The following is a 24,844-nucleotide window of genomic DNA, read 5'->3' as shown; positions in this document are numbered from 1 at the left end:
GGTTCTAACAATCTTTCAGGGTCAATAGAATATTGCTAACCTTTTCCCTTCGTGATCGCCAAAATATCTTTTTTTATTCGGGAAAACTCCATATTGTATAGCTGATGAAATATTTATAAATGGGTGTAAATACATTTTCATCCTTCCCATACTCGGATCAACCGGAATCCATCCTTCATTTTCAATATAAATTTCACTCCATGCATGAGGTGAAAATTTCTTGAGTGTCCAAGTTCCATATAACATTCTTGCGGGAATATCAATCGCTCTACAATACGAACAGAAAATGGCACCAAACTCTCCACAGTCACCTTTTTTCCTTTCTTTAAAAGCCGCAACCCCTCTTCCAGAAAAATGTGAGGAGTACTTGTACGTTTTTATAATATAAAGAAATAACTTTTTAGCCCTTTCAATATCTGTACTTACTCCTTCTACGATCTTTAGAGCTTCTTTTTTAATCTCCTCACTTACAGGTATTAGATTTGTAGAACGCAAAAAAAATTCCTTTTCTTCTTTTGTTATATTCGATGTATAAGTTTTATCTCTTCTGCTACCTTGATAATCAATTGTTATTTCTAATTTTTGACCTGGATCTAAATTGTAATACCACAGATTATTCAAAAATGCATGTTCAGATATTTTCTCTGGTTTAAGATTAGGTTCTGTGGTGATATATTGTTGTGTGGAAGATTCTTTTGGTTCTGAAAACCATACTTCAACATTTCCATTAGTCATATTTTGGTACTGATATTTCAATTTAAAATTTTGCTTCCTCATTCATCTCACTCCCCTTTTCTAAGCTTTCGAAAGTTTTTCTTCGACAAGAAAAAATGCAAATACATTTCGTTTTACGAAGAACAATTAGTCATTATATCTTTTGAATTAACTCCAAACCTTCAACCTATATCCATATTATAACATTAATGTAAATAAAAATAATAACTGATCTCTTATTAAAAAATCCCCTTAAGTCAATTTAGACTTAAGAGGAAATCTCTGTTCTAGAGTAAATGAACAATAGTTTCAAATGCGAAATACACGCTAATAATTGTTAATACAGTAGCCACTATATTCTCCACCTTACTTCCTGTTCGAGTTGTAAGCGGGAATCGCACTGTAATTTTTACTGGGAAGAATAATTTAATGCCATTTTTTGTAGCCATATCAAGGATATAATGGCTGACCATTCCTAGTAATACGCCTGCTGTGATGGATTCATTCGAAATATATGTATTCATAACAAAGGACATTAATAATAAAAACAGCAAACTATGTGTGAACGATCGATGCCCAAATATCTTATTGACGATTTTTGATGTCATACGGAACGTCCGTCCTATTTTACTGCCACTGTGACAAATATCAGGAATCAATGCCCCTACAACACTTGAACCAATAAGTATTAATGGATCGTAATTTGAAATTTGTGCAAAAGCAAGACCTGCTGTAATGCCGCCTAAGATGTGAGTATTTCCTGTCATGCTTGTAATTCTCCTTAATTCTATTAAAATGTGTGCCCTTTCACATTACACTAATCATAGTCATAATTATATATATAATAGTGTTTTTTTGATAAACAAACAAATGTTTTGTGTTATTTTACCTAATGTTAAAATAAATACACCTTTTAATAGTCATCGAAAACTTCTTTGGCTGATTAAAATCTGAACCTCAGGACATACAAGAAATTGAATCCATGACGCATTTTGAACAAGAGCTCACAGATTATATCCACTATTACAATTACAAAACGATTACAGGAAAAATTAAAGGCTGTTTTCTCAAAGATTGTTGCTCCCTTAAAAATACCGATTATGGTTGAATATACGATGCGGTCAAAATGTGGAGATAAGTGTATGAAGCAGTAAGTAAATTAAAGAAAACAGACCAACAAGCCTTATTTGAGCAAATGCTTATTTCAGCGTGTCAAAATTCAAATTACAGGACTGTTCAAATGTTGAGGAGTGTAAAAAAAGGCCTCGATATGAGGTCAATTTATCACTCTCTAATAGAACTACTGATGAAAAGCTCATCTACTGTGGTATCCAATACAGAGGCTATGTCAAACGCTAATTGTAAAGTAGGGTCGTATTTATTATTTTCAATTGCATTTATTGTTTGTCTGGATACTTTACAGAGTTTAGCCAGTTCTTCCTGGGATAATTTAGCTGATTTCCTTAATTTCTTAATGTGATTATTCATTTAATCACCATATTTTTTTCTGTAAATTAGTAATGTTACCATATATATAATGGAAATCACCGTCAGAAACGCTATCGGCGAAATTCCATTACCATCATAAGAAATTTTCTCCTGAATAGTTAGATAAATTGACTGTACAACTTCTAAAATTAGCATACCTACGACTACGATAAATGCATATGATTGAGCTTTCGTGTTGATAAACTTCCTTCTTTCATCACCCTTTTGAGAAAATGTTGCAACAAAAATCAAAATTCCACAAACTAACAATATGACTGAATACACAATTTTAACCCAATCCATTTTTTAGTTCCCTCCTTATCAAAATGTAAAAAGTATTTGACACTTATTATTGTAGCATTAGCTTCAAAAATGTCAAATACTTTTTACATAATTAATTTTTCAATAAAATTATAACTAAAAACAACAATCTTTTAGAAAACAGCCAAATTAAAAGACCTAAGCCCGTGAAATACCGAACTTAGGTCTTTTAAGCTTCTTAACATATATCTAACTTTCTTGAGTCATTTCAATGTATTGATGAGTTTTTATAAATTATTTTTTCTTAATAAGAGAAACCGTGGAGCCCTTGTTTAATGCTTTCGATAGATTCAATAATCCCATTAGTATACTAGCTATACATGGGTGATTCGCATTATACTAATTGCTATCAGCTCTTACCCAACTCCACAGTCAAGCTTGGAGCATCTCTTCTCGTCTTAGTCAAGTAGAAGACCAAGATTATGATTATTAAAAGAAAAATTATGCTTGTACCAGACGTACCTAAACCAAGGCCGCCAGCATGTTGAGACTGTGAAAGGTAATCTCCTAGTGATGCACCGAAAGGACGGGTCAGAATATAAGCAATCCAGAAAGCCAACACTGCACTCATTTTGAATACATAGTGAGCAATGGTCACTAGCCCGATTAGTGCGGCAAATATTAGCGCTGACATCAAGTAACCTAAGTCGAGTCCCTCTGCTATAAGATCACCAGCTGCAGTACCTAAAGCAAAGGTGAATAGAATGCTCAACCAATAAAAAGCTTCTCGCTTGATCGTGTAGATGGAGTGAATAGATAGTGTCTTCTCACTTACGTACCATGCCACAAAGGTAACCATTAGTGCCACCATAAAGAATATAGTAGTCATCTGCAAAGGGACTCCTAAATTATCAGTTAAGTTATCAGTGACCAGCGTACCGACCACACTGATTAACACAACTGTAAGCCAATATATACTTGGCACATAGACTCTAGCTTTGAACTGGATTAACAAAATGATAATCAAAAGAATACTCATGACAATGGTCGTATTGGTTAAACCCAAATTCAACTTTTCGATCATATAATCTGCGCCAGTCTCCCCTACCGTTGTTGCCATGATTTTAATGATCCAAAAGAATATCGTGATGACTACTGGAACCTTGTACAGCATCTGTCTGTCGTTTTGTCTTATTTCTCCGGCTTCAGTAGAAATCCCTTGTTTTCTACTCTTATCCTGCTTATTGCTATATTCCATTTACTATTCCTCCCTAACTCTTTCTATCTCTTTTGTAGCATAAATACCTTTCAGATTTAATAAGGTACATGCAACTTTTGGCCCTCAACCCTTATGGTGAAACTATATAATACAATTATGAAAAATAAATGAAAAAACGTTAGAAAAGATTAGTTATTAATCTTTTCTAACGTGAATGAAAAACATAGTTATTTATTTTAGTTGGTTTTTAAAAGTGGAATTATTATAGTAAATTTACTTCCTTTATTCAATGTACTTGAAACTTCTATAGTGCCATTTAAAGATTCTACAATAAATTTACCAATTGATAGTCCAAGACCAGAACTTCCACTGTTTCGAGAACGGCTTTTATCTACTCTATAAAAACGGTCAAATATTCTCTCTAAAAGCTCTTTAGAAATACCAATCCCAGTATCTTTAACTTCAATATAGAGTTGCTCATTTTGACTATCAGATTTAAGTTTATACGAAACGCTTACTTGCCCCCCATTCGGTGTGTACTTTATTGCATTATCAATTAATATATACAACAATTGCTTTACTTTTTCTTTTTCTGTACATACAATTAATGGATTTTGCATTTGTAATTTCAGCTTTATCTTCTTTGCTTCTGATATATGTCCAAATGAGCGTAGGGTTTGTTGCATTAACTCTAATAAATCAAAACTTTCAACAACAGTAGCCTGTTCCCCTGAGTCTGAGCGTATTAGAAATAACAAATTATTCACTAATTGTGTTGTACTTCTTATTTCTTCTTTTAAATCAGATAAAACACTTTTAGAAAATGATGAAAACTTCTTACCTTCTTCAAATTCAATGACTTCTATTCCAGCTTTCAAGACACTTAAAGGTGTCCTTAGCTCATGCGAAGCATTGGCAATAAATTCCGTTTGTAAAGTATACGAATTAATAATTGGTTTCATCGCCCGTTTTGTCATTATTTGTCCGACTATAAGTGCCACAATCAAAAAGAAAAGTGATATTCCAAGTAAAATAAATAAAAAATGAATAAACATACTTCTTAAAAAAGTAATATCTTTACCAACATAAATAGTTCCTTTTAGCACACCATTTTCATAAATATTCTGAGAAGCTATAAGTAGATAGAGTGACTCGTCATTTGACAATTGTATCTTTTCATATTTAGTTTCCATTTTATCTGGATTCCAATTTTCCACTTTCCCCAAAATAGATTCACGTAATTCGGGTGAAAATTCATCCATTATTATTAGTTCTCTATTTGTATCCAAATAATAAGTTAAGAATACTCCTTGTACGTTATTTATATTAGAAACTGGAACATTATTCCTATCTCCATTTTGGGTTCCTGCTTTGTTTATAATTAACTCTTTAATCTCTTGTTTAGCGATATCGAACAACACGACTTTTTGTTCAGTGTACATATTTATAAAAAGGAAGCTACTTATTACGACATTAAATAGAAGTAAGAAAATAATTAGCATTTTACTGTTATATAGTGCTAGATTTTTTCTTGTAGTAGCGAATAAGTTTATATTATTTTTCAACGGAGTACCCTACTCCCCGAATACTGCTAATAATCGTTTTTTCTCCAGGAACATCTATTTTTTTTCGGAGTAATTTAATATATGCATCAACGGAATTACTCCCCACATCTGCATGGTAACCCCATACTCGATCAAGAATTACTTCACGAGTGAGAACCTTTCCTTTATTCCGTATTAATAAGTCCAATAAATGGAATTCACGAGGGGTTAAAGATATTTCAATGCCCTCACGGTGTAAAGTATGTTTTGTACGATCTATAGTTAGATTTCCCAAAATGAAAACGTCACCATGTAAAGGTGCAAAATTTCGTCTAGCAAGAACACGTATACGAGCAAAAAGTTCTTCAAATTCAAACGGTTTAGTAAGGTAATCATCCGCCCCAGAATCAAGACCTTTTACTCTATCCATTACGTTATCTTTAGCTGTTAAAATTATTATTGCTCCTGTATATCCACTTTTTCTTAGCCTTTGACATACCGTAATTCCATCTAGTTCAGGTAACATCCAGTCTAAAATTAATACATCATAATGTGAAGATAGCGCATATTCATATGCTTCATTTCCATTTGTATACCATTCCACTGAATATCCTTCTTTTCTTTTTAGCATATGTTCTAACATCTTGCCTAATCGATGGTCGTCTTCGGCTAATAGAATTTTCATAAGTGCACTCCCATTCATAAATCCAACGCTTAAATTTGTAATTTTTCATTTTTCCCTGATATATAATCGTTCTTTATAAAAATTATTATAACTCTAAATTAGAGATAATTTATTGAGTTATAATAAATTTGAAAGATAGGGTTATTTTTCAAATCTCTATTTGAGGTTATACGTTATTGTAGGCTATAGGTCAAGAGAAATTGCAAAATAAAAAGACTTGCCATCCAGGCAAGCCCTTTCTTTAGAGACAGTATTGACTATTGTCCTTTATAAACTTCACTTAGTTATGATACGGTTCTCCTTATTAATATAATTACAAAGTTTCATTTGAACTTGGCAATTATTCAAAACGATAAAAGAATCTTCTAAAAGTATTAGTTTCTTCTAAAAACTGCTAATGGAACAACTTCTTCGGCTTCCAAGTTAATGCATACGTAAAGTTAATAGCTATTCTCTACTTCACCGCATTTACTTTTAAGCAACTATACGCTCTAGGTATATAGTATTTATTGTAAACTAATGGGTAATCCTCATGATTAAAAACACTCTCTAATATTAAATCACAGTTTTCTCCACTTACTACTTTATGTTCTTGTGATGAGGAATTAACAGAAGTTGAACGCTTTATGTCAATTGTAGATTTATTTGCTAGCTCATAAATTCCAGTTTCAAGCATTTCTAATAATAGATCATTATCTTGCAAATCTAAATTCAATTCAGATACCGTTTCAATCGCCATATTCGTAAAAGAATAAGCTACAACTTCCCCTGCACTTTTATACCAGCGCTCAAACGCAACAACTGCAGCAGACTTCTTACTTAACACTTGCTGCGTATATTCACTATCCAAATCAATTCTAAAAATCATCTCAACATCGTCTATTAGTTTCGTATGGGATTTATATAGAGGGTTCCCTATTTTCTCTAAATCTATTTTTTGATTATTAGTTGGGATTTTAGTAATAAAATTCCCTTTTCCATGTACTCTTTTAACCAGACCATCGTCTTGTAGTAGAGAAAGGGACTGTCTTAATGTCATTCTACTAACCCCGAACATTTTTGCTAGTGCAGGTTCCGCTGGTAATTTACTATCTAATATAAACGTGCCATTCATGATGAGTTTATATAATTCATCATACACAGTAATATACAATGGTTTTTTTCTTTCTTGCAAGTTCGTGATTTTGAATGCCATCTTCACACACACCTATATTATTTTTAGATTATGGATCATCTATTTGTTTCTTTTATATGTATTATTAACTTACCAAATATTTATCTTTTTCTAATATATAATAAAAAATGTGTCACAGTTTATTATCTGTGACACATTTACTTAAACTAACTTCTGTTAATTTGTTTTTGCTGATTTACCCAATAAAGCCACAAACAGACCTAAACTAACAAATGCAATAATTGAAAGGACAATTAGGATAGTTGAAGCTTCTACTTTATCAAGCATTGCTGCAGTGTATGTGATACCAATAGAAGCAGCCACATTCAATGTTAAATTGTAGAAACCAATTGCTGTTCCTGATTTATCTTGTGGTATTGTTCTAATACATGTTTCAAGCATAGGTGCATACATGAAAGCGAATGAACCTGAGAATAACATCATAGAAATAACAAAAATGACAACAGGACTTCCAACAAATAAGCCTGGAATTAATAAGCTAGCTGCAATACCTATAAGTGCAATAGTGATTGCTTGTTTACTCCTTAAATATTTTGCAATTTTCCCAGAAAGCATACCAACAATAATTGCTGCAATGTACCCAGGGATTAATAATAATGAGATAACATCTAGTTTTAAACCATATACTCCTTCAAGAATAAATGGGAAAGTAAAAATATAGCCTAATTGAACTGTATAAATTACAAATGCAACTGATAAAGTTCTAATAAAATTCTTGTTTTTGAAGAAAGTTATATCTATTAGAGCTTTAGGACTTTTACTTATATACACTAAGAATAACGTCATAGCAATAATAAAACCAACTAGATATAGCCAATTAAAGTCTGAAATAAAGAGAATTACCGATGTAGCAATTGCTGCAATCAAAAATAATCCAATTACATCAACGTAACTTTTTTTAGACTCTTCTTTCGGTAAATATTTCATGATAAATGGAACAAGAGCTATTGTTACTAAAGGAATTATAAATAGAGTCGTCCAATGTAAATATGTTGAAACAAACCCTCCTGTTACAGAACCAATTACAAGTGACAATGAATAACTACTTGTACTAAACCCTAAAAACTTTTTCTGTTCAGCTTTTGGCAAGTGCTTTGTAACGTAAATTACATATAATGTTTCAGCAGATGCTAAACCAGCTGTTTGAATAATTCTCGAAAAAAGAATCATCGCATACGAATCTTTAAAAACGTAACCCATCACAGAACCCGCACAAATCATAATAACACCAGCAATTAAAAGCGTTCTGATATTAATCGAATCAGCTAAGGAAGCATATACAACTGCTCCAATACCAATTACAAGACCTGCAAGAGTAGCTTGCCAGCTAACCGTTGTTACTGAAATTCCAAGGTCATCTGCTATTGCTACTGAAACTAATTTAAACGAATTATCAATAGTCAATGCGAAAACAAAGAAAAGTAAAATTATAGGTACTGCCTTTTTCACATTATGGTTTTGTGATGCTGATGATTTTTCACTTATTGCGACCATTCTATGGCTCCCTGTCTTAAGAAAATTTAATTTATTCCAATATTTAACATGCCATTTGACATGAAATCAACTGCTACATTGAGAAGCAGTTAAATATTATAATTTAACTGCTTCCTCTAATTTACATTCGCTTTATTCCACTTAAATAGTTATTAAGCTAGCTCTAATGCAATTTCCATCATTTTAGTAAATGCTGTTTGTCTTTCTAATTGCGTTGTTTGCTCATGTTTAAAGATATGGTCACTAATTGTTATGATACAAAGAGCATTTACACCTGCTTGCGCAGCATTCATGTAAAGTGCAGCAGACTCCATTTCCGCGCATAAAATGCCCATTTTACTCCATCTTTCCATTGCTGTTGGATCAGCATTGTAGAAGACATCACTAGAAAGTACATTCCCTACGCGAACAGGATATCCTTTTTCATCAGCTACCTTCTTAGCTTTTTCAAGTAATTCATATGATGCAGTAATTGAGTAATGACCTGGTAGATTAAATTGGTGTGCGTAATTAGAGTCTGTCGCAGATCCCATTGCAAACACAATATCATACAAGTTCAGGTCATCTTTAATTGAACCAGCTGATCCAATACGGATTAAGTTTTTAACGCCGAATACGTTAATTAATTCCCATGAATAGATCCCCATGCTAGCTGTTCCCATACCTGTACCCATTACAGAAATTTTTTGTCCTTTAAAAGTACCTGTATATCCAAGCATGCCACGCACTTCATTGAACTGCACAACATCTTCTAAATAATTATCTGCAATAAATTTAGCTCGTAATGGATCACCTGGTAATAGAATTGTCTCTGCAATTTCTACTCCATTAGGCTTAATGTGTGGTGTTTCTTTGTGATTTGTACTCATCAAATAAGTCTCCTTTGAAAATGTTTTATAAAGTCGTTTATACATTAAAGTACTCTATTTCTTTAAAAATCTGAATGCGCTTTCTTTTCAAGAAAAAATAGACAACTTATATATCTAACGAACATCTTGTATAACAAGTTGTCTAATTGATATTATATAAAAATACCACATATTCATTTCTTTTTTCAATATAATTTTTGCATTTAACAATTTAATATTAAAATATTTTCACTTTTTGTACTAGATTTGATTGAAATCACCTTATTTATGGGAATTTAAATAATTTAGCCAAATAAATCTATACACAACATCAAACACTATTTTCTTAGATTTTTCGTTTAGGTTCTACGACTAAAAAAAGGGCTGTCTAATAAGTCCTATTAAGACTCATTGACACCCCATTAAAAACTTTATCGTTATAGAAATGCTTCCATTTACATGAAGCATCATATATTTCATTCAAATCTATCAATTTTCTATTAAAAATCATAAAAAAACATTATTATATCAAGATAATTTATTCTATTGTATTTTTCATTGCATCATTATGTTTTATATCCTCGCAAAACGCTCATAAACATCATTTAATGTTCCACAACCCAATTGCTGAACTTTTGCTACATATAAGCTCCACAGTTCAGCAGTCAACTTGGCATCCCCTAATGCATGGTGACGATTCACCACTGAAATACCATTTTGCTCACATAATTCCTCAAGTTTCACATTTTTTGATTTTGGCTCAACAATCTTATATAGGAAGGAAGTGTCCACAATTCGATGTTTAAAAGGTGTGCGAAATAACTTTGAGCTAGCCTGTTGCATAAATTGCCTTTCATGATTTGCATGATGTGCTACAAGTGTACAATCCCCTTTAAATTGAAGAAAATGGATGAGAACTTCAGATAAACTTGGAGCTTCTATTATTTGTTCATTTGTGATACCGGTAAGCCGAATAATTTCCTGGGGAATGTTCTGTTCAAAATGAACAAGCGAGTAAAATTCCTCTTCTTTTATGATAGTTTCTCCACTCATTTTAATTGCACCAATTGAGAGTATTCCATCTCCTTTTTCAGGAGAGAAGCCTGTTGTTTCTATATCGAAAACTACTACATTTAGTTCATCCAAGGGCGTATTTAATGCTTTTTCTTGATTCACTTCTTTTTGCAAATGCCTTAAATAAGCCATTTGTTGTGAGTTTTGAATATCACCTATTCTACCCGTGTTTCTTTTACCTTGAATTCCTCTCAATAGTTGGATAAACGGTTCAAAAACCATTGTTAACACCCTTTTTCGATAAGAGCTATCATATAATCATGAAGCTTTTTACCATCTTTTAGAATTCTTTTTATTTCTTTACGTTGTTCCTTATGAAGACTTTCTATATTTAAGTAATGTGTATCCGTATAGGATTCCACTTGAAATAATGTAAGACGATATTTTAATAACGTTAAGAAATTGTCCTCACAACCATTTAATGCCTTTGAATATCCCTTTGTTTGCTTCAAGCAATTCATTCTATCTAGGGTAGAAGTTTCATAAACACCTTCTTTTATGGACAATAATCGAATAGCATTCACATAAGGTAAAAACGCTGCATATTTTAGATTCACACTACCTTGGTACAGGCCATGTTGTTCTACTAAAATTTGACCAAGTGGACCAATGACATTCTTAACATGCGTAACATTCTCCATAAAACGCTTTAAAACTGTATGATGTTTTAATTGATATTCGTAAATAACCATTTTCAATTCTTCTACATATGAATTTCTCCCTGTTAAAACTCTTGCATCATAAAATATTTGCAAGTAACGAATAGCATCCCAGCTTTCGTCTTCCATCCATTTTAGAAGCTGCTCTTTCCATTCATGCTTTGACTTACACCAAAGTGAATTTGAGCTCATGACATTACCTTGACAATATGGATAACCAACGATGAATGGTCCATAAGATACTTCTTCACCGAGTTTCTTAAAATAGATATCATTTTCTACATTCGATATTTCATATATCAATCCGTGATCTTGGTCACTGATGACTCCTTGCTCACATCTGCCACCGCTCCCTGTTATAAACCATGAGAACTCACAGGGGGGGCTTCCCTTGTTCACGCGACTGATAGCTAAATCAAATACTTTGGACATTACTTGATCATGAAATTTATTCAAAGAATCCGTATCATCTAGAAAAGAGGCAATATTTTTATCCTTCCATTCCTTTATAGATTCATACGTTCTAACATCTGTTTCCACAGCAACACTTCCCTTTTTACACCAAAAGCCCCTTATAAGGGGCTTTTGCAATATTAATGTTACTTAGTTTCTACAACTGGACGTAGGTTTGACTCTTCTAAAACCATTTGCTCAGGATACCCGTAGTTACCATGCTCACTCATATCAAGTCCCATAATTTCCTCTTCCTCGCTAACTCGAATACCACCCATTACTTTTTTCATGATATATAAGATGACATACGATACAGTAAATGCATAAGCACCAGATGTTGCAACTCCCATTAACTGTACACCTAACTGTTCAAAACCACCGCCATAAAGTAAGCCCGGTTTACCTACTGTCGCAAGTTCAGGTGTAGCAAAGAGCCCTGTTGATAATGTGCCCCATATACCTGCTGTTCCGTGTACGGATAATGCGAAGATTGGATCATCAATTTTTTTCTTTTCAAAAAATCTAGTACTATAGAATACTATGACACCTGCTACGAACCCAATGACTACAGAAGCCCAAACATCTACAAACGCACATGATGCTGTAATTGCTACTAACCCTGCTAGCGCACCATTTAAAATCGTTGTAATATCAGGTTTACCTAACACTACCCACGAAATTAGAGTCGCTGCGACTGCACCTGCTGCTGCAGCAAGATTTGTATTTAAAGCAACAAATCCAAAAAATGCACCATCAACAGATACAGTACTACCTGCATTAAATCCAAACCAACCAACCCACAAGATTAATACAGCTAAAGCAGTATACACTTGATTATGACCAGCAAGATTATTCGCCGAACCATCTTTATTATATTTCCCAATTCTTGGTTTCAGCAAGATAGTCGCTGCAAGAGCTGCCATTGCCCCCGTTAAATGGACGACTGTTGATCCCGCAAAATCTTGTTTTCCATGCTCAGCTAGCCAGCCACCGCCCCAAATCCAGTGTGCAATGACTGGATAAACTAATACTCCAAATAGAATCGTGAAGATGACGTATGCTGAGAACTTCGCACGCTCTGCAAATCCACCGAGTGCGATTGTAACTGATATACCTGCAAATGCTAGTTGGAAGACAAAAAATACAGTTGTAGCAAGCCCTGAATCCTTAACCAATTCTCCTGAATAGAAGAATTCTGACATGCCGACAAAGAAATTTGCATCACTGCCAAAGATAAACCCATAGCCTAATGCCCAGAAAACTAATGATGCTAAACCAAAAGTAAAGACTGTTTTTCCTGCTACGTGGCCAGCGTTTTTCATTCTTGTTGAACCAGCCTCAAGTAAGATAAATCCACCAATCATAAAGATTACTAAAATTGCACCTAGCATCGTCCACAGGCTGTTCATCAAATACATAACATCCATCCTCATACTCCCCTTTTCAGCATGTTAGTTTTCTTGTTATTTTGGTGTAAGAAAACATAACATCTTATTTGTATTCTTTATTTTACCTTGTTCTCACCTATTGTCAACAGAATTTTCAGAATAAATAGAAATTACGTTAGAAAAACTAACATGAAAAGGGTTTCAATATCACTAAAAGAACAAATGTATCTATATTCATTGAAAAATAAAAGCATTCATTTTGAAAATGAATGCTCAAAATGAATTCTTTCCAAATTAAATTAGCTCAGTTTTTTTGCCTAAAGGACAAGCAATTGAAGAACATTTAGTTAAATGTTCTCCAATTATTCTTCCATGTTAGTTTAAGTACATTTTTCCACAATATCTATAGTGAATTAACTTACATATCAAAATAAAAAAGCATCTCACCCCTAAGAAATATAAAGGGGTGAGATGATCTTAATCAAACTATATTACAAATTATCAATCTTCATTATAAATGAACAATCTTATTTTCAATTCAATTTTGTTATGTAAAAAAGAGTAACAAAGAAAAAAATATTAAACTTAGAAATGATAAAATAATAACATTAATTTTTTGGAATTTGAATGACATACATTTAACTATACCTAATAAAAAATTAATCAAAGGGTTACCAGCACTAATTGTCCATGATGGCCCTGTCCCTCTTGCAGCTTCTTTTTTAGTCCATTTAAAACTTAGGATTATTGAAAATATTGATCCAAAAATAAAACAAATTAATAATAAATAATAACCCTTCACTTAAAATCTCCTTGCATATCAAAGCAATTTCCTTATTCCACTAACGCACCTCATTAGTTCAATAAAGATAAATGAGAGGTATCATTAAACTTATTTATAACGTTCTGTTGAAAGCTATTTTGACTTAGAACCGTAATACCTCCTACTGATGAAGAAAAATATGCGTCCACAATCATTTCAGGTTCAAATTTCATCCACCAAGCAGTAATATACCCCAAAGTACCACCATGTGTGACAATCAATAAATTTTTCCCCTTCTCTTTTTCAGATATACTAAGCATACAACTACAAACACGACTATAAAACTGTCTCCATGTCTCTCCGTCTTTAAACTCTTGATGATCTAAATCCAATCTACTATTTTTCATTGGTATTCTATTTTCTCTTGCCCAATCTTTTGTTTTCCCTGTTGCAATCCCAGTATTTATTTCACGAAGTCCTTTATTTTTGTTGACTCTTAAGTTTATCTGATTGCCAATTATTTCTGCTGTTTGTGCTGCTCTTAATAAATCAGATGAATATAAAGCATATTCGTTATGATCTACTATTTTCTCTTTTAATTTGTCCCCTAAAAGTTTTGCTTGTTTTCTTCCTAAATCTGTTAAAGGAGTATCCGTCCATCCTCCTGACATATTATTTATATGGTGTTCAGATTGACAATGCTGTATCAAGATAATATTGCTCATTCTGCTATCCCTCCCAAAAAAATATTAATTTAGCTTCACTTATATAAATATAACAAGATTTCAATATCTTGTTGAACTCCGTTTGTTTAAGTTCATTTCTACAAAATCTCTATATTAACATTAACATAAATATCCAATAAAAAAATCATCTCAACTCTAGGAAATCAATAGAGGTGAGATGATTTTAATCTAACTTTACAAATAATCAATCTTGTTCCTATTATTAAAATATTTACAGGAACACAGTGTATCTTTAATCTTATTTAACTTGTCCATATTTATGAATATCTAAGAATTGAGGAAGGCAGAAAGAAGTTGCTAGGGATTTTTTATATGCAACTTACAGGTTTGCTATCACCCTGTTAGTAATTTCCTGACAGTTAATATAGCTAATATTGGTAGCAACTGATATATTATTCCTAAAATAATAACAACTAAACCAAAATTAACAAGCATAGAAGAGTTACCCTTATTTGTAGCAATTTCTTTTTTTGCTTTTATATAAGAAATAATCCCACCTATTGCAACGAAAAATCCTAAAACCGGTATAAAAAAAGAAATTATTCCGTACAGTAAAGGCTCGAAATGATATTTCTCTTTCACCTTAATGGCTTCCACCTAATTTCCTCCCCTTCTACATAATCGAGTACATTACCCCAAACTCCTATAACCTCAGTTTCTAAAGTTAATCTCCTTCCTATAACACAACTATATGTCACTATTGCATATGCATATGCAATCTTATTATCATTAACACAAGGGCAATATTGTGTTAATAGTGTAGATTTATATTAAAGGCTGTTTTCGAAAAGATTGTTGCTATTCAACAAGAACCTGATTAGGCATTACTCTCATCTCATACTTCTTAAAAAACATATTATATAAGAAATGTGGAGGTGGATTTATGTCCAATAAAAAGAAAATTATTAGAATGAAGCCTAACGAATGGTGTCCACCGGTTAAGCACAAAGCACTTAATAGTTGTTGTCATCCAGCCGCCCCCTCTTTGAGTATTTGTGACTGTTGTGTTTCCCCGCTTCAGTCCGTCTTAAAACAACTTATTGGGCAAACTGTAATTCTTGCCACCATTGTAGACCAGGTAAATGCACCGCCTTTCTTTTTTTTATTCACTATTACTAAAGTGAATGATTTTTTAGTCACTGTTACAGACGGGGTAATAACCTATGCGGTAAATATTTCTGATGTTATAGGGGTAGGATTTTTGCCGCCGGGACCTACAATTAACTTGTTACCACCTGTTGATTCTGGGTGCGAATGTGATTGTCGTGAACGACCAATTAGACAATTGCTGGGTACACTTATCGGTTCTACAGTGAATCTTTTAGTAAGTGATGGTGATACTGCAACTAATTTTAACGTGGAACAAACAGGTCTTGGCATAGTGTTAGGTACTTTACAAATAAATTCTGATATATTTAGATTTGCAATTTCAACTTGCAAAATTACGGCAGTGGGGCAGGTTAATTGAACTAGGTCATTGACTATTGTTCAATTAAGTAATTAAAAGCAACAATCTTTGAGAAAACAGCCAAATTAAAAGAAGTAAAAGAGTTAGAAGATGATGGTTTAATCCAAAGAGAAATATTTGATAAATTACCTATCAACGTAGAGAACAGATTAACAGATTTAGGAGAACAACTTCTTCCTGTATTAGTGTTATTCAAGACAGAAATAAAGGAGTTAAGTGTAGGTCACTTAACTCCTTTTGAATAGCCGTCCTTATTTAGGATACAGTTCCAGTTCATTAAAACAAGGATTATTCTTTTAGCACTTCTTATTTCTTCAACCCTTTTTCTGTATTGTTAAACGGCACAACAAACTCGATATTTAACTAAACTGTCCCGTTAGTTTAAGTGAAAAATTAATAAAACATAATATAACCTGTTATCATTTTAATAATTCGTTTCGTTGACGATTTTTAGGAATAGGAATAACTCCGAATTTAGCAATTAAAAGAACCACTAAAAATACAAAACAACTAAAACCAGTATTATCACTTGTAATGAAATTTAACTGGATAATCTGCAACGCAACTAAAACGTTTAGTCTAAAAGAAATAAGAAAACCAAAAAATGAAACACACATTACATAATTGCCTAATAACAATCTTCTGTAATTAGATACATCTGATGTATTAGCTTTTTGGAAGGTTAAAGTATGTTGAACTTGTATTACTAAACCGTATGTGAAAACTAAAATTAAAAAAACAATTACTACATAACCAATTACATCATCCATCTATTCACCTCTCTTATTTTCCAATTATACCCGAGTTATCTTTATAAGACTTTTCTTATTCAACTAAATTGACCCTTTTATTCAATAAGAAAAAAGAGCTGTCTAAACAGCTCAAAGATCTTCTACTAAAGTACTCATTTCGTTTTATAAGGTTAGCCAGAGTAATTTGGTTGACTATTTGCATTCAATTTATAGATTGATAGTAGCCAGGGTAGAACTAAGGCACCCGAGTGATTTAATCCCGACAACTAACATTTTCACCCTCTACTTGATAACACATTATTATGCTGATTGGGACATAGTGTGATATCCCGTATAACAAGCATCGAGAAAAAAGCTTTAACTTACGAAAAAAACTAAAACAGTTAAACCTTCTAGTCTAGGCTCTAAATCCTCTTTGTAATATAGTTCAGGCATCAATGGCACTATAAAATTTGGTGGTCTAACATCAAGGTCGAGTAAGGATTTCTCTGTTTGTGATGGATTCAGAATTGCTTACATTTCCTCTGAACTATTTATCTAAACAGTTAATCCCTACTTTTCCCTTTACCGACTGATATTGTGAACTATAATAAGATTCCACCTACTTCAGTGAATTATTAGATAAGGGAGTATACATCGTTTACAAAAGCAGCGTCTTTTTATTTTTCTTTTGCTTTTTGCACCTCAAGTAACTCTGAAATCGTTACAAATTTATATCCCTCATTTTTGAGTTTTGGTAGGATTTCTTCCAATGCTTTAATTGTTTGTTCTCGATTCCCACCTCCATCATGAAAAAGAACTATATTTCCTTCCTTTGCACCTTTTAAAACAGTATCTATAATTTTATTAACACCAGGATTTTTCCAATCCATTGTATCTTGATGCCAAGACCACATAACCACTTTATACCCGGCCTTTACAATTGCATCTATCATCCCATCCGTGTATTGTCCTTCGACAGGTCTGAATAATACGGGAGAATAGCCAGTAATACCATAAATCGTTTCATGTGTTTGCTTTATTTCTTTCATTAAATTGGATACATTAGTTTTAAGCGGATGTGTATATGTGTGAATTGCTAATTCATGCCCATCTTCATACATTCGTAAAATGACTCCGGGATTCTTTTCTGCATTTTCACCCACAATAAAAAAGGTTGCTTTTGCATTATATTTGGCAAGTAAATCTAAAATCTCAGGCGTGTATTTTCTATGAGGGCCATCATCAAACGTCAAGGCAATAATTTTTTCTTCCGTATTGATTTCCCAAACAATCTGCCCTGCTTGTTCGTAATACTTTCTTCCTTTATCCGCGGAAGTAATCAATGTGAAATAAAATATCGAGATAAAAATAGCACATACTGACAAAATCATAATAATTCGTTTCAATTTTTTCACTCCCCACAAATAAATTCTCTATATATTATTTGTGAATCCCCAAAAAAAATACATTCAATAAATCATAACAGCAGCCCTAACCAAAATATAAAAAATGACTTACAGGAAATCGTTTTCCTATAAGCCATTATTCTTTATCGATAAATTCAATTGTAAAGGTTAACCAGCCTTCTTTATAATCAGCCTCAATTGTTCCACCATGAAGCTCTATAATTCTTTTAGTGATAGCAAGTCCACTACCAGACCCTCCATCTTCATTTCTTGCCTTATCCCCTCGATAAAAACGCTCAAATAATTTAGAAACGTCTTGTACTTGTAAGTTCTCTGTTTGATTAGATATTGTAAAAACAGCTTTAATACCTACTATCTGAAGATGTATCTTTATTAAAGAGGGTTTCACAATGTATGTATCGCATTCATTAATAGGTTATCGTAGACACGTATCATTTTTTCAATATCCATTGATACGAGAATATCTTTTTCCGTTATTGATTTTTGAATATCCAGGCCTTCTTTTTCTAATATTGGCAAGTACTCTCCTATTATTTGTTCTAATAATCCACCTAATTCAACTTCAGTAAATTTTAATTTTAGATCAGGGCTCGTAAGTTTTGTGTATTCAAATAGTTCATTAATGAGTTGGCTGAAATTTTGTGATTTAGAATAAATGGTTTCCAGATAATCATATAATTGTTCTTCATCTTTATATTCATTTTTTCTTAGCAAATCTACATATCCAATGATAGAAGTTAAAGGTGTACGCAAATCGTGAGAAATATTTGTAATCAGTTCGTTTTTTGCACTCTCTATTTTCCTCCCATGTTCGAACTTACTTTCAAACTCTTTTGACATATAGTTGATATTCTTAGCAAGTTGACTTAACTCATCATTACCCTTTATTTCAATAGTATGACCCAGTTTTCCATTTGCAATGTTTTGAACACTGTCAATTATTTTGGAACCATCCTGTCCAACACATTACCTTCCCTGAACATATCATTCCAGGGGAGTTTAATAGGAACTATAGACCTTCTTAAAAGTGTTCTATGGCATTATCTCAATATTAAATTAACATTTTCAGTACATCATCTAGTTTTTTACTACTGGCTAGATGTCCATGATTCATCCATGTCATAAAGTCGACTTCAAATGCACAGCAATTTCGAACAGCCGGGATTTCTTTCCAATACGGATGATTAATCTGAAGTCTTTCTGCCCCTATTTCTTCCTCATGCCATTTATCAAACACGAAGAAAATATAATCTGCATCTAGCGATTTTAACCATTCCCATGATACGCCTGCTCTACTCTCCTCAAGAGTTAGCTTCTGAGCCATCGGATGAAGAGTAATACCTAAATCCTCGGAAAGAAATGGCTTAGTATATTGTTGATCGATAACGATGCAATCGACCTTAAATCTTATGAAGGCATACGTTTGGTTTTTCCTTGAATGGATCAACAAATTCCTAGCACTGCTTAATTTATCTTCATATTGCTGAATGGCCTTCTCGGCCTGATCGATACGCCCTAATCGCTCCGCTAGAGTTCGTAATGTTAAACGCCAGTCTGCGTCATCTTGTGTGATAATATCAGTATTTGCAAATTGCTTACATTGCTCATATTTGCTGGGTTGGTACTCGTAATCACTTCCACGTGCAATAATTAAATCGGGCTCATATTTAGAAAGTGATTCGTAGCTTTCTTGCAAAACATTAAATGTTGGAACATGCATAAGTCCGAGATAATCTTGCTGCCCCCATGCTGGGTGGAACCACTGAACAACGGGAGTAATGCCTAATGTTACTAGTAAATCCTCCATAAATAAAGAAACAATACGAATCGTACTTCGGTTTTGTTTACGATACTGTCCCGGAGCTACACCGACCGCCTTACTAAAGCGCCTATTAAAATAAAACTCGTTGTTGAAACCAACATGATGGGCTATCTCATGTATACGATCCTCTGTTTTTAATAGTAAATGCTTCGCTTGATCGATTCTCAGATTATTTACAAAACTAAGAGGAATTTGTCCAGTAAGCTCTTTGAATATTTGCGAGTATTGCCACGGAAACATGTTCACCTCTTCTGCAAGCTTAGCCACTGTCACTTGCTCAGCAAAATTGTCTTTTAAATAAGCAATCGAGCCTTTAACAGCACTCCGTAAATCTGGTGCGGAGGCAAAACTTACACTTTGCTGAAGCACAAAACTAAGTAATTCTTCGAATCGTACATGATTGTAAAATTGCAACAATTCGTCTTTCTCATGACTATGCCGTTCAATATCTTCTAACAAATCAATGCATTTCGAAAATGGAACACAATTCCACGGACCAGTGTCTGGAAAAATTGAAGATTTGCGCTTATGATTAGAAGTATTCGAATTTGGAATTTGAATCACTTTGAATGTAATAACATAAAAAGAAATACTATTTTTATATGGATCGATGTGAACGGCTTGATTTGGTTTCACTATAGCTAGACTCCCTCTACCAATTTCTTGGGCACCATATCCAATATCCATGTTTGCCTCGCCGTCCGTTATTGCAAATAGCATGTGTTCTTCAGCATCAATAAATTCTACACTGTTCAACATATTCAAATTGATATGCCTGATACCAACCATAATATAAAAAACTGCCGGATAACAGGGAGGCACCACTCCACTACACATCATACATCGCCCTTTCGATTATGATAATCTTAAAAAGAAAGCTCTTCAATGAAGCTGAAAGAGCTTTCTCATTTGTTTCTCGATACCCTATTACTAAAGCTATTAGTTCACTATCAAATTTAGCAAATCTTCCATTTTCATAGAATTCGCTGTAATCGCCCCTGACTGCCAATGAGATCGTTCCAGTTGATAAACATGTCCGTTTTTAACAGCGGGAATACCTTTCCATAACGGATCATCAAGCAGTGCAACTGCCTTCTCATTGGACTCGGAGTCCCACGTACCATTAGATGGGAAGATGATAATGTGATCAGCGGTAAACTCTGGGATTTTTTCTTGTGATATAACATCATGTGCCTTAATCTTTTTCACCCACTTGAACGGTTCCAAACCAAGGTCTTTGTAAATCATGCCCGTATATGCATTATTCAGACCGAATAAACGGAACTCCGGCTTGTCCCCAACATCGAGACGTACGACAGCAACTGTCTCTCTGCCAATAACCTCTTCTAACTTCACTTTGGTGTCGGCAATCTTCTGTTTGTAATCTGCTAGTACGCTAGTATCCTTTTCTGGAATACCTAATAAATCAGCAACTGTTTTGAGTGTTTCTTCTGCATCCCCAAGCACATCGTCAGGTACGCGATAAGTAGGCGCGATTTTAGAATACAATTGATAAGATTCATCCATTGCCCCCGGCAATATAATTAAGTCGGGTTTTTTTTCCAGCATAGCTTCCAAACTTCCTGTTATATCGAATAAAGGAACATCTGTCAGTCCTAAATACTCTTGTTTACCCCAACTTGGATGATACCATTGTACAATCGGTTCCACTCCTAGTGCCAACATATAATCCTCTAAATAAATTCCTGCTACTCTTTTCGGCTTGACAGGAATTTCTACTTCGCCAAAAGCATCTTTAACCTTCCTTGTATCATTACCCTCTTCCTTATTGCTTATTTTTTTATTATCTTCATTATTCTCTTCATTATTCGTCGAAGTTTCCTTTTCACCGTTACAACCTGTTAAACTTACTATAATAACTAGTAGGACGATCAACCAACGAATGTTTCCTATTTTTCGCATCGCCATAATTATATGCTCACTCCTTTATTTAGTTTTTGTAGCCACGAAATGATAATCATTATCATTTGACTCACTTTTCATTATATTCCTTACATAGAACCTCCTCAATGCACATATCTGAATCTATTTTGCACAAATACTATTCAAGAATATTTTCATACATTATCATCAATATAAGTTGTGAAGTGATATTTAATTATAAAATCTAAGTATTGTCTCTTATTAAATTAATCTACCCCTTTAGTTGAAGAAGAAAAAAGAGCCGTCTGAACAGCTCAAAGATCTTCTACTAAAGCGCATGTTCCAAGATAATGTTACCGTTCAATATCTCAAGATTATGAAACCAATCATTAAGTTTGATTAAAAAAGACTAGAATTACTGATTTTAATAGGTAGCAAAAGTATTCAGAAGAAAGTTAACGTTTTAGATAACTCATAAAGCACAGCATATTTCTTTAAAGGAAACTAAATTAAGATATTGGTTAAATTGATTGATATTCGCCTGATGTGCACAAACTGAAAGGCTATAGTCACTATCGATCATATATTGTTTGCAAATATAATCAGTAATTGGTTTACCTATAAGTACATCCGTTAATTGAATAGAGTCAAGGTTATGTTTTTTTACATTAAAAGAATTTAAGGGACACGACAGTCCTTTACCAATGGCTTTAATATAACTTTCTTTTAAGGTCCATATATCATAAAAAGCATGAATTCTATCCTCTTTGGCGTTCAACAAATCCCGATATTCTTCTTCTGTAAATAATCCCATTGCAAGCTGCAAGTCTAATGGTCTTACTTTTTCTATATCCACACCAACTTCTTCATCATGAACAGCACAAACCACGTACTCACCGGAATGGGAAATATTGTAGTGAAAAGAAGGATACCCACATAAAAAAGGTTTACCATATGTATTTATACACACTTCTATTTCCTCAATACTAGAACCGTATCGTTCTTTAAGAAGAATACGTACCATCAGATTTCCTATCAATGAGCGGTACGAATCATCAATCTTCATGAATTTCTTCACTTGATTTTGCCTTTCCGCTGATACATAAGAAAGCAAACTGTTTAAAGTCGTTTTATCTCTTTTTGCAGGTAATTTACAAATATATACTTCAATCAATTCTCCTACCTCCTACCGCTTAACTGACCGATAAATTGAGTGTCAAAATGTTTGAAAACAAAGAGACAAAGAGGTCACTGTTTAAAATCACAGCAACCCCCCCATTATAAAAACTGATTTACTCCCTTCCTCTTATGACTGGTTCTATATGAGAAGGCTTGGGAGTAACCTGTTTCGATATAACCGCCTTAAAATCTTCCTTCCTTAAACTTAGTGCAAATAATAGAGCTATTATGAGGAAAACTACAGAACCGAATAGAGCTAATTGATAGGAAACCAAATTAAAAGGTTCTCCACCAGATGTTTCCACCAATCCATTGCCCACCGCCCCTAAAATGCTAGCTAAGATGGCTACTCCAAAGGCAGAACCAATTCTGTTTTGAACATTGAACAATGTAGTGGCCCTTCCCATAGAAGCCGAAGTGATATTAGTAAAAGTTGAAAACTGGACTGCAACCACAGTATGTCCCAAGCATAGGCCAACGCTAAACAATAGGACCCGAAGGAACCAAGAATTCGCTGTAGGACCAACAATACTTATCAGTGAAAAAATCATAGTTGTCAACAGTAGTCCTATCCAAATCACCTGATTTATACTTAGTTTCTTGGAGGTCCAAGGCATCATTCGAGACGCAACCATCAAACCCAGTGCCTCTGGAAAAGTAGCAAGTCCACTTTCTAAAGGTGTGGCATTCGTTGCATTTTGGTACATTAGTGGAAACACAAAGAGCAATCCCAATAATCCGGCCATTGAAAATAATGAAATGATGCCTAAGGTCCGAAACAGTCGATCATTTAATAAACGCAAATCGAGCATTGGTTTATTCACACGCAATTCAATCAGTACAAACGAACAAACACATACGAAACCCACAAATCCTGTATACATTATGACAGGGGAACTCCACCCTTTAGATGGCCCTATATTAAGTGCATACATTAACATTGAAAAGCCTACAGCCGATAGCAAGAATCCTGGGAGGTCCAACCTACCAGTGGCGGGCTCCTTATGTTCTTTTAAAAACAATAAACCAAATAACAAGACGATAATTCCGAAAGGGACATTTATATAAAACGCCCAGCGCCATGACAGCTGTTCCGCAAAAAAACCGCCAATGATCGGACCAATGGCTGGTGCGAAGGCAATGGGAAGCACAAGGGACCTGGATACCTTAGGTCGTTCTTCAGCAGGAAACGTTCTAAATAAAATGGCCATCCCAACTGGTGTCAGGACACCTCCTCCTGCCCCTTGCAAAATCCGGAACAAGTTCAAGGTTTGAAGATTATTAGCAACTCCGCATAAAAGGGAGGCCGCCGTAAAGACTCCCAAGGCCATCAAGAAGATTTTCTTGGTCCCAAAACGATCGCCAAGCCACCCAGCTACAGGGAGGAATACTGCCAGACTTACTAAATATCCGACGTTAATACCACTCGTTGACGAGGGTTCAATGTTAAATTCCTTACTGATCGTTGGCAAGATCACATTGACGATCGTCCCGTCCATCGAAACCATGAACATCGCTGCTACATAAACGATGCTCACTACTAATTTAGGGTCAAGCTGTATCCTTGCTTTCACTTTGTTCCATCACTACTCGCAACTAATTTCAAGCTTTTTGGCTGCAAGTCCGTCCAGTTCTTGTTAATGTACTCCAAGCAATCCTGTCGGCTTTCCTCCCAGTATATGATGGACCAGCCTTCTGGAATAACCAGAAAGGAGGGCCATAGGGAATGCTGACCTTCTTCATTTATCAATACATTATAGATACCATTTTCATTCTCAAAAGGGTTGCTCATCCGTTAT

General features: G+C 33.9%; 23 protein-coding genes and 3 pseudogenes. 3 read left to right on the top strand and 23 right to left on the bottom strand.

Going from position 1 to position 24,844, the window contains the following annotated elements:
* Positions 1–21: 21 nt before the first annotated feature.
* Positions 22–777 carry a transglutaminase-like domain-containing protein gene (locus AMD00_RS00495; protein ID WP_053415147.1) on the bottom strand — a complete coding sequence of 252 codons (756 nt, stop codon included), beginning with the start codon at positions 775–777 and terminating at the stop codon, positions 22–24.
* A 224-nt stretch (positions 778–1,001) separates the two neighbouring features.
* The gene (locus AMD00_RS00490; protein ID WP_053415146.1) at positions 1,002–1,481 is read right to left on the bottom strand and encodes a metal-dependent hydrolase; all 480 of its coding nucleotides are present in this window, start codon (positions 1,479–1,481) and stop codon (positions 1,002–1,004) included.
* A 188-nt stretch (positions 1,482–1,669) separates the two neighbouring features.
* Between AMD00_RS00490 and AMD00_RS23050 the strand changes: the two are divergent.
* A pseudogene (locus AMD00_RS23050) lies at positions 1,670–1,822 on the top strand (IS3 family transposase); the annotation flags it as partial.
* 176 nt (positions 1,823–1,998) lie between these two features.
* Here the strand turns inward: AMD00_RS23050 and AMD00_RS22635 are convergent.
* From AMD00_RS22635 to AMD00_RS00420, 13 genes are all read right to left on the bottom strand, one after another.
* Complete coding sequence (locus AMD00_RS22635; RefSeq protein WP_083446051.1) at positions 1,999–2,202, bottom strand: helix-turn-helix transcriptional regulator; 204 nt, start codon at positions 2,200–2,202, stop codon at positions 1,999–2,001.
* Complete coding sequence (locus AMD00_RS00480) at positions 2,203–2,505, bottom strand: hypothetical protein (RefSeq protein WP_053415144.1); 303 nt, start codon at positions 2,503–2,505, stop codon at positions 2,203–2,205.
* 367 nt (positions 2,506–2,872) lie between these two features.
* Positions 2,873–3,721: a COG4705 family protein gene (locus AMD00_RS00475; RefSeq protein ID WP_053415143.1), complete on the bottom strand. Its 849-nt coding sequence runs from the start codon at positions 3,719–3,721 to the stop codon at positions 2,873–2,875.
* A 197-nt stretch (positions 3,722–3,918) separates the two neighbouring features.
* A complete protein-coding gene (locus AMD00_RS00470) occupies positions 3,919–5,247 on the bottom strand; it encodes a sensor histidine kinase (RefSeq protein ID WP_053415142.1) in 1,329 nt (442 codons plus the stop codon).
* Entirely contained in the window at positions 5,237–5,911 is a 675-nt protein-coding gene (locus AMD00_RS00465; protein WP_053415141.1) for a response regulator transcription factor, read from the bottom strand. The genes AMD00_RS00470 and AMD00_RS00465 overlap by 11 nt, the downstream gene beginning before the upstream one ends.
* A 454-nt stretch (positions 5,912–6,365) precedes the next feature.
* Entirely contained in the window at positions 6,366–7,106 is a 741-nt protein-coding gene (locus tag AMD00_RS00460) for a GntR family transcriptional regulator (RefSeq protein WP_053415140.1), read from the bottom strand.
* Between the two features lie 156 nt (positions 7,107–7,262).
* Entirely contained in the window at positions 7,263–8,600 is a 1,338-nt protein-coding gene (locus AMD00_RS00455; RefSeq protein WP_053415139.1) for an MFS transporter, read from the bottom strand.
* A gap of 152 nt (positions 8,601–8,752) precedes the next feature.
* Entirely contained in the window at positions 8,753–9,469 is a 717-nt protein-coding gene (gene deoD / locus AMD00_RS00450) for a purine-nucleoside phosphorylase (protein ID WP_053415138.1), read from the bottom strand.
* 552 nt (positions 9,470–10,021) lie between these two features.
* Entirely contained in the window at positions 10,022–10,744 is a 723-nt protein-coding gene (locus tag AMD00_RS00445; RefSeq protein ID WP_053415137.1) for an exonuclease domain-containing protein, read from the bottom strand.
* A gap of 2 nt (positions 10,745–10,746) precedes the next feature.
* A complete protein-coding gene (locus tag AMD00_RS00440; protein ID WP_053415136.1) occupies positions 10,747–11,721 on the bottom strand; it encodes a DUF294 nucleotidyltransferase-like domain-containing protein in 975 nt (324 codons plus the stop codon).
* A gap of 59 nt (positions 11,722–11,780) precedes the next feature.
* Positions 11,781–13,061: an ammonium transporter gene (locus tag AMD00_RS00435; protein ID WP_053415135.1), complete on the bottom strand. Its 1,281-nt coding sequence runs from the start codon at positions 13,059–13,061 to the stop codon at positions 11,781–11,783.
* Positions 13,062–13,877: 816 nt separating this feature from the next.
* On the bottom strand, positions 13,878–14,510 hold the full coding sequence (locus AMD00_RS00425; RefSeq protein WP_053415133.1) for a histidine phosphatase family protein: 633 nt from the start codon (positions 14,508–14,510) through the stop codon (positions 13,878–13,880).
* Positions 14,511–14,864: 354 nt separating this feature from the next.
* Positions 14,865–15,128 carry a hypothetical protein gene (locus AMD00_RS00420; protein WP_053415132.1) on the bottom strand — a complete coding sequence of 88 codons (264 nt, stop codon included), beginning with the start codon at positions 15,126–15,128 and terminating at the stop codon, positions 14,865–14,867.
* A 394-nt stretch (positions 15,129–15,522) separates the two neighbouring features.
* Between AMD00_RS00420 and AMD00_RS00415 the strand changes: the two are divergent.
* Positions 15,523–15,999 (top strand): annotated as a pseudogene (locus AMD00_RS00415) (hypothetical protein); the annotation flags it as partial.
* Positions 16,000–16,043: 44 nt separating this feature from the next.
* Positions 16,044–16,244: a winged helix-turn-helix transcriptional regulator gene (locus AMD00_RS24230; RefSeq protein ID WP_083446165.1), complete on the top strand. Its 201-nt coding sequence runs from the start codon at positions 16,044–16,046 to the stop codon at positions 16,242–16,244.
* Positions 16,245–16,418: 174 nt separating this feature from the next.
* Here AMD00_RS24230 and AMD00_RS00410 read toward each other — a convergent pair whose 3' ends face one another.
* The 8 genes and pseudogenes from AMD00_RS00410 to AMD00_RS00375 all read right to left on the bottom strand — a co-directional run bounded on the left by AMD00_RS00410 (position 16,419) and on the right by AMD00_RS00375 (position 24,837).
* Positions 16,419–16,769 (bottom strand): hypothetical protein, encoded by a 351-nt coding sequence (locus AMD00_RS00410; protein WP_053415131.1) that lies wholly within the window; start codon positions 16,767–16,769, stop codon positions 16,419–16,421.
* Positions 16,770–17,410: 641 nt separating this feature from the next.
* Complete coding sequence (locus AMD00_RS00405) at positions 17,411–18,124, bottom strand: polysaccharide deacetylase family protein (RefSeq protein ID WP_053416735.1); 714 nt, start codon at positions 18,122–18,124, stop codon at positions 17,411–17,413.
* A 151-nt stretch (positions 18,125–18,275) separates the two neighbouring features.
* Positions 18,276–19,102: pseudogene (locus AMD00_RS00400) on the bottom strand (HAMP domain-containing sensor histidine kinase); the annotation flags it as partial.
* Between the two features lie 109 nt (positions 19,103–19,211).
* Positions 19,212–20,771 carry a helix-turn-helix domain-containing protein gene (locus tag AMD00_RS00395; RefSeq protein WP_169786284.1) on the bottom strand — a complete coding sequence of 520 codons (1,560 nt, stop codon included), beginning with the start codon at positions 20,769–20,771 and terminating at the stop codon, positions 19,212–19,214.
* Between the two features lie 150 nt (positions 20,772–20,921).
* Positions 20,922–21,878 (bottom strand): ABC transporter substrate-binding protein, encoded by a 957-nt coding sequence (locus AMD00_RS00390; RefSeq protein ID WP_322787031.1) that lies wholly within the window; start codon positions 21,876–21,878, stop codon positions 20,922–20,924.
* A 460-nt stretch (positions 21,879–22,338) separates the two neighbouring features.
* Positions 22,339–23,040: a 4'-phosphopantetheinyl transferase family protein gene (locus AMD00_RS00385; protein ID WP_053415128.1), complete on the bottom strand. Its 702-nt coding sequence runs from the start codon at positions 23,038–23,040 to the stop codon at positions 22,339–22,341.
* Between the two features lie 118 nt (positions 23,041–23,158).
* Positions 23,159–24,619 (bottom strand): MDR family MFS transporter, encoded by a 1,461-nt coding sequence (locus AMD00_RS00380; RefSeq protein ID WP_211258594.1) that lies wholly within the window; start codon positions 24,617–24,619, stop codon positions 23,159–23,161.
* Positions 24,616–24,837 (bottom strand): MbtH family protein, encoded by a 222-nt coding sequence (locus AMD00_RS00375; RefSeq protein WP_053415127.1) that lies wholly within the window; start codon positions 24,835–24,837, stop codon positions 24,616–24,618. The genes AMD00_RS00380 and AMD00_RS00375 overlap by 4 nt, the downstream gene beginning before the upstream one ends.
* Positions 24,838–24,844 lie beyond the last annotated feature (7 nt).

It is taken from the genome of Viridibacillus arvi (assembly GCF_001274945.1).
Classification (GTDB): domain Bacteria; phylum Bacillota; class Bacilli; order Bacillales_A; family Planococcaceae; genus Viridibacillus; species Viridibacillus arvi.
This window is presented reverse-complemented; position numbering and strand designations above follow the sequence as displayed.